At 68.9% G+C, this 9,483-nt stretch carries 13 protein-coding genes; 12 read left to right on the top strand and 1 reads right to left on the bottom strand.

Features of this window, described 5'->3' with window-relative positions; all coding sequences use genetic code 11:
• Positions 1-23: 23 nt before the first annotated feature.
• Complete coding sequence (locus IEW49_RS11235) at positions 24-338, bottom strand: hypothetical protein (RefSeq protein ID WP_188642736.1); 315 nt, start codon at positions 336-338, stop codon at positions 24-26.
• Between the two features lie 54 nt (positions 339-392).
• On the opposite strand from IEW49_RS11235, the gene IEW49_RS11240 reads away from it, so the two are divergent.
• From IEW49_RS11240 to IEW49_RS11295, 12 genes are all read left to right on the top strand, one after another.
• Positions 393-1,544: a phage portal protein gene (locus IEW49_RS11240; RefSeq protein ID WP_188642737.1), complete on the top strand. Its 1,152-nt coding sequence runs from the start codon at positions 393-395 to the stop codon at positions 1,542-1,544.
• On the top strand, positions 1,534-1,842 hold the full coding sequence (locus tag IEW49_RS11245; protein ID WP_188642738.1) for a DUF6127 family protein: 309 nt from the start codon (positions 1,534-1,536) through the stop codon (positions 1,840-1,842). The genes IEW49_RS11240 and IEW49_RS11245 overlap by 11 nt, the downstream gene beginning before the upstream one ends.
• Positions 1,839-2,231 (top strand): HK97 family phage prohead protease, encoded by a 393-nt coding sequence (locus IEW49_RS11250; protein WP_229658179.1) that lies wholly within the window; start codon positions 1,839-1,841, stop codon positions 2,229-2,231. The genes IEW49_RS11245 and IEW49_RS11250 overlap by 4 nt, the downstream gene beginning before the upstream one ends.
• A 73-nt stretch (positions 2,232-2,304) precedes the next feature.
• On the top strand, positions 2,305-3,453 hold the full coding sequence (locus IEW49_RS11255; protein WP_188642740.1) for a phage major capsid protein: 1,149 nt from the start codon (positions 2,305-2,307) through the stop codon (positions 3,451-3,453).
• Positions 3,454-3,767: 314 nt separating this feature from the next.
• The gene (locus IEW49_RS11260; protein WP_188642741.1) at positions 3,768-4,325 is read left to right on the top strand and encodes a head-tail connector protein; all 558 of its coding nucleotides are present in this window, start codon (positions 3,768-3,770) and stop codon (positions 4,323-4,325) included.
• Between the two features lie 136 nt (positions 4,326-4,461).
• Positions 4,462-4,869 (top strand): tail completion protein gp17, encoded by a 408-nt coding sequence (gene gp17, locus IEW49_RS11265; protein WP_188642742.1) that lies wholly within the window; start codon positions 4,462-4,464, stop codon positions 4,867-4,869.
• A complete protein-coding gene (locus IEW49_RS11270) occupies positions 4,866-5,273 on the top strand; it encodes a phage major tail protein, TP901-1 family (RefSeq protein WP_188642743.1) in 408 nt (135 codons plus the stop codon). The genes gp17 and IEW49_RS11270 overlap by 4 nt, the downstream gene beginning before the upstream one ends.
• The gene (locus IEW49_RS11275) at positions 5,273-5,578 is read left to right on the top strand and encodes a gene transfer agent family protein (RefSeq protein WP_188642744.1); all 306 of its coding nucleotides are present in this window, start codon (positions 5,273-5,275) and stop codon (positions 5,576-5,578) included. Before IEW49_RS11270 ends, IEW49_RS11275 begins: the two co-directional genes overlap by 1 nt.
• Positions 5,575-5,769, top strand: a complete 195-nt coding sequence (locus IEW49_RS11280; RefSeq protein ID WP_229658180.1) for a phage tail assembly chaperone — start codon at positions 5,575-5,577, stop codon at positions 5,767-5,769. Before IEW49_RS11275 ends, IEW49_RS11280 begins: the two co-directional genes overlap by 4 nt.
• Complete coding sequence (locus IEW49_RS11285; protein ID WP_188642745.1) at positions 5,759-6,337, top strand: tail tape measure protein; 579 nt, start codon at positions 5,759-5,761, stop codon at positions 6,335-6,337. The genes IEW49_RS11280 and IEW49_RS11285 overlap by 11 nt, the downstream gene beginning before the upstream one ends.
• Positions 6,337-8,667, top strand: coding sequence for a DUF2460 domain-containing protein (locus IEW49_RS11290; RefSeq protein WP_188642746.1), 2,331 nt, complete (start codon positions 6,337-6,339; stop codon positions 8,665-8,667). The genes IEW49_RS11285 and IEW49_RS11290 overlap by 1 nt, the downstream gene beginning before the upstream one ends.
• Positions 8,664-9,482 (top strand): phage/gene transfer agent baseplate hub protein, encoded by an 819-nt coding sequence (locus tag IEW49_RS11295; protein WP_188642747.1) that lies wholly within the window; start codon positions 8,664-8,666, stop codon positions 9,480-9,482. The genes IEW49_RS11290 and IEW49_RS11295 overlap by 4 nt, the downstream gene beginning before the upstream one ends.
• Position 9,483 lies beyond the last annotated feature (1 nt).

Consider the following 9,483-nt stretch of genomic DNA (forward strand, 5'->3'; position numbering starts at 1 on the left):
TGGAATGTAATCGGGAGCGTGACTTATTTCGAGCGTGAGCGCTCTTGCCATTCGCCATTCGGCAATCGAACGGCTTCGCCGTCCATTCCATTGATTGAGACGGTCATCCCTGGATTGTGGTCGATAAGCTCCACAAGATCCGGGTGGAACCAAAGGTCGTGTTCTAAGCCCTCGATATTGACGTTCAAAGCCACATCATCTTCTTCTGAGCCGACCACGGTTACGCCCGTTATGGATGGGGTGGTCCAGCCATAAACCTCTCCTTCTCGACCAGCGAGCTCAAGCTCGAGCGTTTCGTCCGAAGCTTTGATCCGAACCCGATCACCAAAGTCAGCCATGTGTGTGATCTAGCGCGTATCACAGGGCCTTCCAACCGATCTGAAAGGACGCTTATGCCGATCCTCGACCGGCTCGCCGCCGCCTTCAAGGGCGGGGGCGGCTCGCGCGTGCCGATTGCGCGCCATTTCACCTCGCCGTGGTTCTTCGCCGATGGAGCGGATGCGCCGCCGGCGTATGAGTACAACCGCTCGGTGCGCCGCGCCTGGTGCGACAATCCGGTGGCGCAGCGCGCGGTGCGGCTGGTCTCGGAAGGGATCGGCGGAGCGCCGCTTGCGCCATGTGCGGACGAGCTTTCCGGTCTCGTCACCGCGACCAGTGCGGGGCAATCGCTGCTCGAAACGCTCGCGGCGCAATTGCTGCTCCACGGCAATGCCTATGCGCAGGTGCTGAAAGGTGCCGACGGTCGCCCCTGCGAGCTGTTCGCGCTGCGACCCGATCGGGTCACGCCGGTCGCGGGCGAGGATGGCTGGCCGACCGGCTACACCTATCGCGTGGGCGAAAAGGCGGTGCACATCCCGCTGGAGGACGAGTCCGCTGCGCCCAATATCGTCCATATCCGCGGCTTCTCGCCGGTCGACGACCATCACGGCACCGGCTGCCTCTCCGCCGCCGATCCGGCGGTGGCACTGCACGATGCGGCGACCGGCTGGAACCGCGCGCTGCTCGACAACGCGGCGCGGCCCAGCGGCGCGCTGGTCTACGACGCCAAGGACGGCGATACCCTCACCGCCGAACAGTTCGAGCGGCTGAAGGCCGAGCTCGCGCAGGCCTACCAGGGCATGGGCAATGCCGGGCGGCCGATGCTGCTCGAAGGCGGGTTGCGCTGGCAGGGGCTGGCGCTCTCGCCCGCCGAGATGGATTTCGCCGAGCTGAAGGCCGGGGCCGCGCGCGACATCGCGCTCGCCTTCGGGGTGCCGCCGATGCTGCTCGGCCTGCCGGGCGACAACACCTACGCCAATTACCGCGAGGCCAATCGCGCGCTGTGGCGGCTCACACTGCTGCCGCTCGGCGCGAAGATCCTCGGTGCGCTGGCCGAAGGGCTGGCGTTGTGGTGGCCGCGCGAAAGGCTCGCAATCGATATCGACCGCGTGCCCGAGCTGGCCGAGGACCGCGAGAAACTATGGGCGCGCGTCACCGCCGCCGATTTCCTCTCCGACGATGAAAAGCGCCGCCTGCTCGGCCTGGAGGTCAACCATGATGCGTGAAGACATGCTCGCCCGCCTGCTGTCGCAGGCCGCCACCGAGGGCTCGGACCTCGTCACGCTGCGCGCCGTGGTCGAGGAAGCGAGCGAGCTCGGCGCCAACCGCGTGCTGGTGCGGATGGGTCTCGACGATCCCGGGGCGCGCGAGGACCTTTCCGAACTGCGCGGACTGCTCGGCGCCTGGCGCGATGCCAAGCGTTCGGCGTGGAAGGCGGCGGTCGACTGGATCGTCCGCGCTGCGCTGGCGCTGCTGCTGATCGGATTGGCCGTGAGGTTCGGGGCGTGGGAGATGCTCAAGTGAGATTCGCCGGCTACGCCGCGCTGTTCGACCGGCGCGATGCCGGGCGCGATACGATCCGGCGCGGCGCGTTCGCCGCCTCGCTGGCTTCGCGCCGCGACCCGCTGCCGCTCTACTGGCAACATCGCCCTGAGCAGCGTGTCGGCTGGATCGAACAGGTCGGCGAGGATGCCCGCGGCCTGCGTGTGATCGGATCGATCGACAACCCCGCAGGCGGTGCCGGCCTTGCGCTCGCCAACCGAACGGCGACCGGCCTCAGCTTCGGCTTCCGCACCCGCATTGCCGAACATTCGACCGCCGGGCGGGCCTTGCGCGCGGTCGACATCTTCGAGGTCAGCCTCGTGACCCGCCCCATGCAACACGGCGCGCGGGTGCACCTGGTCCAACCCTAGTCCCATCCCTCCTCCGCCCAACGGCCGCCGTTTCGGGCGGCCTTTTTCATGCCCGCAAGAAAGGTGACTGCCCATGGATTCCCCCACCACCAACCAGACCGCCCCCGATACCGAGCTCGAGCAGAGCTTCGATCTCGTCGCCCGCGCCGACAAGGCGGAAAGCGACATCGCCATGCTACGTACCGATGTCGACGAGGTGAAGGCGCGCGTCGACAAGATCGGAAAGGCCGCGCAGCGCCCCGCAATCGGCAGCGACCCCGCCGCGCCCGAAGTGAAGGGCTTCGTCGACCATTACCTGCGCCGCGGCAGCGAGACGGAATTGAAATCCATCTCCGGTGCGGTCGCCAGCGACGGCGGCTATGCGGTGCCGCAGCAGATCGACGCCGCGATCGCGCGCACCCTCACCGAGCTCTCGCCGATCCGCGCCATCGCGCAGGTCGTCCAGACCGGCAGCGCGGGCTACCGCAAGCTCGTCACCACCGGCGGCACCGCGAGCGGCTGGGTCTCCGAAACCGCCGGGCGGCCCGAGACCGACACGCCCGATTTCGCCGAGATCGCGCCGCCGACCGGCGAGCTCTACGCCAATCCCGCCGCCAGCCAGGCGATGCTCGACGATGCCGGGTTCGACCTCGAGAGTTGGCTCGCGAGCGAGATCGCGATGGAATTCGCCCGCGCCGAAGGCGCCGCCTTCGTCAACGGCTCTGGCAGCGACCAGCCCGAGGGCTTCCTCTCCGCCGCGACCAGCACCGCAGCCGACGGCGTGCGCGCCTTCGGCACGCTGCAATATCTCGGCACTGGCGATGCGGCGACGCTCGGCGCCAACCCCGAAGACCTGCTGCTCGACCTCGTCCACACTTTGAAGGCCGGTCATCGTCAGGGCGCGAGCTTCGTGATGAACTCGGCCACGCTGGCAGTAATCCGCAAGCTGAAGACCGCCGACGGCGCGTTCCTGTGGCAGCCGGGCCTGGTCGAGGGCCAGCCCGATCGCCTGCTCGGCTACCCGGTGGTCGAGGCCGGGGACATGCCCGACATCGCCGCCGACGCGACCCCGATCGCCTTCGGCAATTTCCACCACGGCTATCTCATCGCCGAGCGCAGCGCGACGCGGATCCTGCGCGATCCGTTCACCAACAAGCCCTTCGTCCACTTCTACGCCACCAAGCGCGTCGGCGGGCAGGTGCTGGATAGCGAAGCGATCAAGCTGCTGAAGGTGGAGGTGTAAGAGGTAGAGGCGTCGCGCGGGGTGGAGGGAAAGTCCTTGTGTGTGTCCGCCCATCCGGGCGGACATCCTCGGTGCTGTTCCCTCCCCCCGGATCAAGTCCGGGGTCCGGGGCACCTGCGGGCGCCCGGCGGGCTTGCCTCGGCCTGGTCGGCCTCGGGCGACCGCCTTGGTCGTATCCGCGTGGCGCTTCGTCGCGATATTCGTCCATAATTTGCGCGCGGCAGCGCGCACGCGTGCGACCGCACGCCGCCGCTTATGCGGCGAAGCCAAGCAGCGCGGATGCGCTGCGCCCGGCGTTTGAGGGACCAAAACAAATGACCAACCGCAAAATCCTCACCCCCGCCGCGCCGGGGGCCTTGGCCGTGGCCGAACTCAAGGCGTGGCTCGGCATCGCCACCCAGGCCGAGGACGACCAGCTCGAAAGGCTGCTCACCATTGCGATCGAGGCGTGCGAGGCCTTCACCGGGCAGATGCCGCTCATCCATGCCTGCGAGGAAGTGCTGCCCGTTGCGGGCAGTTTCCGCGCACTCGCGACCCGGCCGGTGAACACGCTGCTCGGCGTCGAGGGGATCGCCGCCGACGGCACCCGCACCCCGCTCGCAAGCGAGGATTACGCTTTCGAGCTCGACGCCGACGGATCGGCGCGGCTGCGGACGATCCGGCCCGGCAATGCCGGTCGCATCGCGGTTCAGTTCACCGCCGGGCTGGCGCCGGACTGGGCAGGACTCCCCGCCTCGATCCGTCACGGGATCGAACGGCTGGCGTCGCATTCATGGCGCACGCGGGTGGGCGATGAGGAGGACGCCTCGACGATCCCGCCCGCGGCCGTCGCCGCGCTGTGGCGGCCCTATCGCCGGATGCGCCTCCAGTGAGCGGGCCGATGATAGCCACGCGATTGCCCGACAATTCGCTAGTCCAACGCCTCACTGCCAAGGCGCGCGCCCTTGCCGAAGCGCGTGGCTCGCACGCGCCGCGCATGTTGTGGCCGCTCTTCACCGGAGATTTGTGATGCTCGAAGCGCTCTTGCGCGCCGCGTTGATCGACTGGCTGCGCGCCGATCCCACCCTCACCGATCTCGGTGCCATTCGCGAGGAAGCGACGGGGCCGATCACCACGCCGATGCTTTCGATCGCCGCCAGCGCCAGTCGCGACTGGTCGACCAAGACCGAGTCCGGGCGCGAGGTCCGTATCGTGATCGAGCACCGCTCGCGTGGCGATGCGGCCGACACCGCGATCGAGATGCTTTCGACGATCGAGGCGCGCGTGCTCGCCCTGCCACGCGACCAGACCGGGTTCACGCTCGTCGCGAGCCAGTTCCTGCGCGCCCGCAACGAGAAGCGCAGCCACAACCTTCGAAGCAGCTTGCTCGAATTTCGCTTCCTGCTGCTCACCACACCTCAAGGAGAACCCGCATGACCGCCCAGAAAGGCAGCGCCTTCCTGCTCAAGATTTCCGACGGCGCGGCGATGCCCGCCTACCAGACCGTCGCGGGGCTGCGGACCACGCAGATGTCTATCACCGGCGATACGGTGGTGGTCACCAACAAGGCCAGCGGCGGGTGGCGCGAGCTCCTTTCGGGTGCCGGGGTTCGGCAGGTCTCGGTGAGCGCGGCGGGGATCTTCCTTGGCAGCGTGGCCGAGGCGCAGGTGCGCGCCAATGCCTTTGCCGGAACGCTGGACGATTACGAGCTCTCGTTCGAGGACGGCGAGAAGCTGCGGGGCAGGTTCCTGATCCAGCGGCTCGATTACGCGGGCGATTTCAACGGCGAGCGCAATTACACGATGCAGCTCGAAAGCTCCGGCGCCGTGGTCGCGGCCTGATGGCGAACAGCGAACGCGGCGAAGCGTCGATCCGCATCGGCGCGCGCGATTGCCTGCTGCGCCCGAGCTACGCCGCCCTGCTCGCGGCGGAGGACGAGCTCGGGCCGCTGTTCGCGCTGGTCGAACGCGCCTCCCAGGGTGGCCTGAAACTGGCCGAAATGAACGCGCTGTTCTGGCACTGCCTCGCCAAGCGAGACGACATCCCGCGCGAGCGGCTTGGCGAGGCGATCGCCGCGATGGGGCTGGCCGAAGCCACGAAGCCGCTGCGCGTGCTGCTCGGGCAGATCCTGAAAGGCGGAGGGTGAACGAAAGCTGGGCCGAGGTGACCCGGATCGCCTGGCCCGTTGCGGCGCGCGTGCTGCACTGGGCGCCTGCGCAATTCTGGGGCGCAACGCCCGCCGAACTGCTCGGCGCGCTGGCCGATCCGGGAGCGCAAGGCGCGCCGCTGGATCGCAACGAGATGACCGCATTGATGGAGGCCGACGATGGACGATGAGGTGGAAACGCTGGCGGTGGACGTGCGCGCCAACACGCAGGGCTTCGCGCAGGATATCGCGGCAATGAAGCAGTCGCTCGACGCGACACTGGTCGACGGATTCGCAAGAGCCGGCGACACGCTCGAGCGCGGATTGCTCGGTGCGCTGAAGAAGGGTTCGCTCGGCTTCGAGGATCTGCGGCGCATCGCCACCCGGGTGCTCGACGACATCGCCGCACAGGCGCTCGATGCGCTGGGCAGCGCGTTTGGCGGTTTGTTCGGCGGGAGCAAGGCCGGAATCCCGTTCGACCTTGCCGGAATGCTCGGCGCGATCTTCGGCCTGCCGGGCCGTGCGACCGGCGGCAATGTCTCGCCGGGGCGCGGCTATCTCGTCGGCGAGCGCGGCCCCGAACTGTTCGTGCCGACCGCCGCGGGACGGGTCGAATCCGGCTCCGCGATCGCCGCGCCACGCCAGGTCAATGTCGCGATCCGGCTCGATGTTCCGCGCGGTGTCGAGCGCCCGCAGGCCCTGCAGCGATCGGGCCGCCAGGTTGCGGCGGCCGTGCGCAAGGCACTGGAGAACCACTGATGGCATATTGGCTCGCCCGCGCACGCGACGGGCAGGAGACCGACTCGATCGCGCGCTTCGATCCGCGTTTCTGGACGGTCAATTTCCCGCGCCCGATGCTCGCCTGCATCACCACCCCCGCGCCCGGCACGCTGCGGGTCGAGGCGACCTTCCGCCGCGAGGGCGACCTGGCGGGCATTATCTGGGCGAGCGAGGACACGCTCGATCACCCGCTGCTCGCCTACGACACGGTGCGCGACTATGCGCATTCGACACTCAGCTTCCGCTGGCGTTCGGGCGGGGTTGTCGCGCTAGACGCGGTCGACGGCCCGACGCTCACGATCGAGGGTCGCGACGCGACCGGCAACCCGCGCAACTGGTTCGTACGGTTGTGGAACTACGCCGCCGGCTCGCCCGAAGATGCGGTGGTGACGCTGCCCTTCTCTGCGCTCGCCGGCGGCTGGGCGGGCGACGATCCGGTCCACCCGGCCGAGATCGACCGGATGTTCGTCTCGCTGGTGCCGCCCGGCTATGTCGAGGACAGCGAGGCGCCGCTCGCCGCGCCGATCGAGGGCTGGGCCGAGATGAGCGGCATTGCCGCCGACGGGGCGCATGCCTGCCTGCCCATCGGAGACGTCCACCTGCCGCCGCACGATACCGGTTGCGCGACCGGCTACGACGATGCGGCCGGACAGGCGCCCGCGCGGCTGGTGCGCCAAATCGAGGCGCTCGGCTATCGCGGCAAGGTGATCCACTATGTCGGGATGAGCCATTATCCGCGACTTGCGGAAAGCGGCGGCGCATACCTCGCGGGCGATCTGACGGCGCCGATCGCGGGTCCGGCAGAAAGCTGGCACCGCGAATATTTCGCCGCGCTCGGTGAGGCGGGGCTGCCCCCGATCGTCTCGCTGTCCTACGAATTGCTGGCCGATTACTGCCCGGCCGGATGGCAGCAATTTGCGCTGGACGGGACGCCTGCCCGTACCGGCTGGGTGCCGCCGTCGGCGCTGATTTCGCCTGCCAACCAGCAGGCGATGGGCTGGCTGCAAGCCGTCGCGGCGCGCTTCGTGACTCTCGTCGAGGAGGCCGCCCTCCCCGTCGCGTTCCAGATCGGCGAACCATGGTGGTGGGTACGTGCCGACGGGCATGCCTGCGTCTACGACCAAGCCGCGCTCGATCTCTATTCCGCCGAAGGAATCATGGTGTCGCTGCCTTCGCTCCAGGCGACGCTCTATGCCCCCCATCTCGCCCTGCTCGATCGCGCGGGCGAGCTGCTCGCGCAAAGCACCGCCGCGCTCGGGCAAGCCGTGCGCGATGTTGCGAACGGGCCGGCGGAGCTGCTCCTGCTGGCGTTCACGCCGAGCGTGCTCGACGCCTCGATGCCCGAGCAGAAGCGGCTCAACCTGCCGACTGGCTGGGCACACCCGGCCTTCGACCGGCTGCAGGTCGAGGATTACGACTGGCTGACCGCGGGCGCCGACGGGCCACGCCGCGCGGCCTATGCCGAGGTCGATGCACGTCTCGGCTATCCGCTCGAACGGCAGGATTACCTCGCGGGCTTCGTGCTCGATCCAGACGATGCCGATGCCTTCTGGCCCCGGATCGACGCCGCGCTCGACGAGGCGCTGGAACGCGGCGTGCCCAGTCGCTTCGTCTGGGCGCTGCCGCAGATCGCCCGCGACGGTTACGTCCGCCTGCCACAACCGATGGAGCCCGAAATGCGCGATTTCGACGACGTTTCCTATCCGCTGGCGCTCGGTCGCGACGCGACGGTGAGCCCCGAATTCTCGACTACCATCGCAATCACCGCATCGGGCCACGAGCGGCGCAATGCGCTGTGGTCCGATGCCTTGCTGCATTTCGACGTCGGGCCGGGGATCCGCTCGGAGGACGAGCTGGGGACGCTGCTCGCGTTCTTTCGCGCACGGCACGGCCCGGCCCGCGGCTTCCGCCTGCGCGATCCGCTCGATTTCAGCTCGAACGGCATGACCGACACGCCCACCGCGGTCGACCAGTTGCTCGGCACCGGCGATGGCAGCGCGACCGGGTTCGCGCTGATCAAGCAGTACGGCGATCCTGCCAACGAACCGCAGTTGCGCCGCATCACCCGCCCCGATCCCGCCAGCCTGCGCGTGAGCGTGGACGGGGTCGAGACGAGCGATGGCTGGACGCTCGATGGTGGCACGGTGGTATTCGACGATGCCCCTGCCGACGGGGCCGAAATCCGCGCCGGCTTCGTGTTCGATGTTCCCGTTCGCTTCGCCGACGATCGCCTCGACATTGCGGGGGCGGCGTTTGCGGCGGGCGAGGCCCCGAGCGTCGGCGTGGTCGAAATCCGCGAGGCGGCATGAGCAGGCTGTGGTTCGCGCAACCGCTCGAGACGGTCGCGACCTACTGGCGCATCGCGCGTCGGGACGGCGTCACGCTCGGCTTCACCACCCACGATCGCGACCTCGCCTTCGACGGGCTGGTCCATCGCGCCGCGCCGGGCATGACCCCCGCCGCGATCCGCCTCAATCCCGGGTTCGCGGCCGACAGCGCCGAGATCGAGGGGATCCTGTCGCACGATGCGATCGCAGCGGAGGACCTGTCCGCGGGGCGCTACGACAATGCCCGGATCGCGATCGGCCTGGTCGACTGGGAAAGCCTCGAACGGCACCGGCTCCATACCGGCACGATCGGCACCGTCAGCGCCGAAGGCGGAAGGTTCGCGGCCGAGTTGCGTTCGCGCAAGGCCGAACTGTCGCGCGATCCGGTGCCGCGCACCGGCCCTTCTTGCCGAGCCGAGTTCTGCGGTGCGGAATGCGGGCTCGGCTCGGCGCATTACACGCACCGGGCGGTGCTGAACGCGGTCGATCGCGAGGCCAACAGCGTCACCGTCGCGGGCGGCCCCGCCCCGTCGATGCTGGTCGGCGGCTGGCTGCGCTGGCGCGACGGCAGCGCAGCCGGGCTGCGGAGCGAGATCGTCGCCATCGACGGCGATGCGGTCGTGCTCGGCGACCTCCTGCCGAGCGACCTCGCGAACGGTGCGCGCGTGATGCTGCGCGAGGGCTGCGACCGATTGCTGCAGACGTGCGCCACGCGGTTCGCCAACGCGGTCAATTTCCGCGGCGAACCCTACCTTCCGGGCAACGACCTCATCGCCCGCGGCCCGCGCGCGGCATGAC

It is taken from the genome of Pseudoblastomonas marina (genome assembly GCF_014641655.1).
Taxonomy (GTDB): domain Bacteria; phylum Pseudomonadota; class Alphaproteobacteria; order Sphingomonadales; family Sphingomonadaceae; genus Alteriqipengyuania_A; species Alteriqipengyuania_A marina.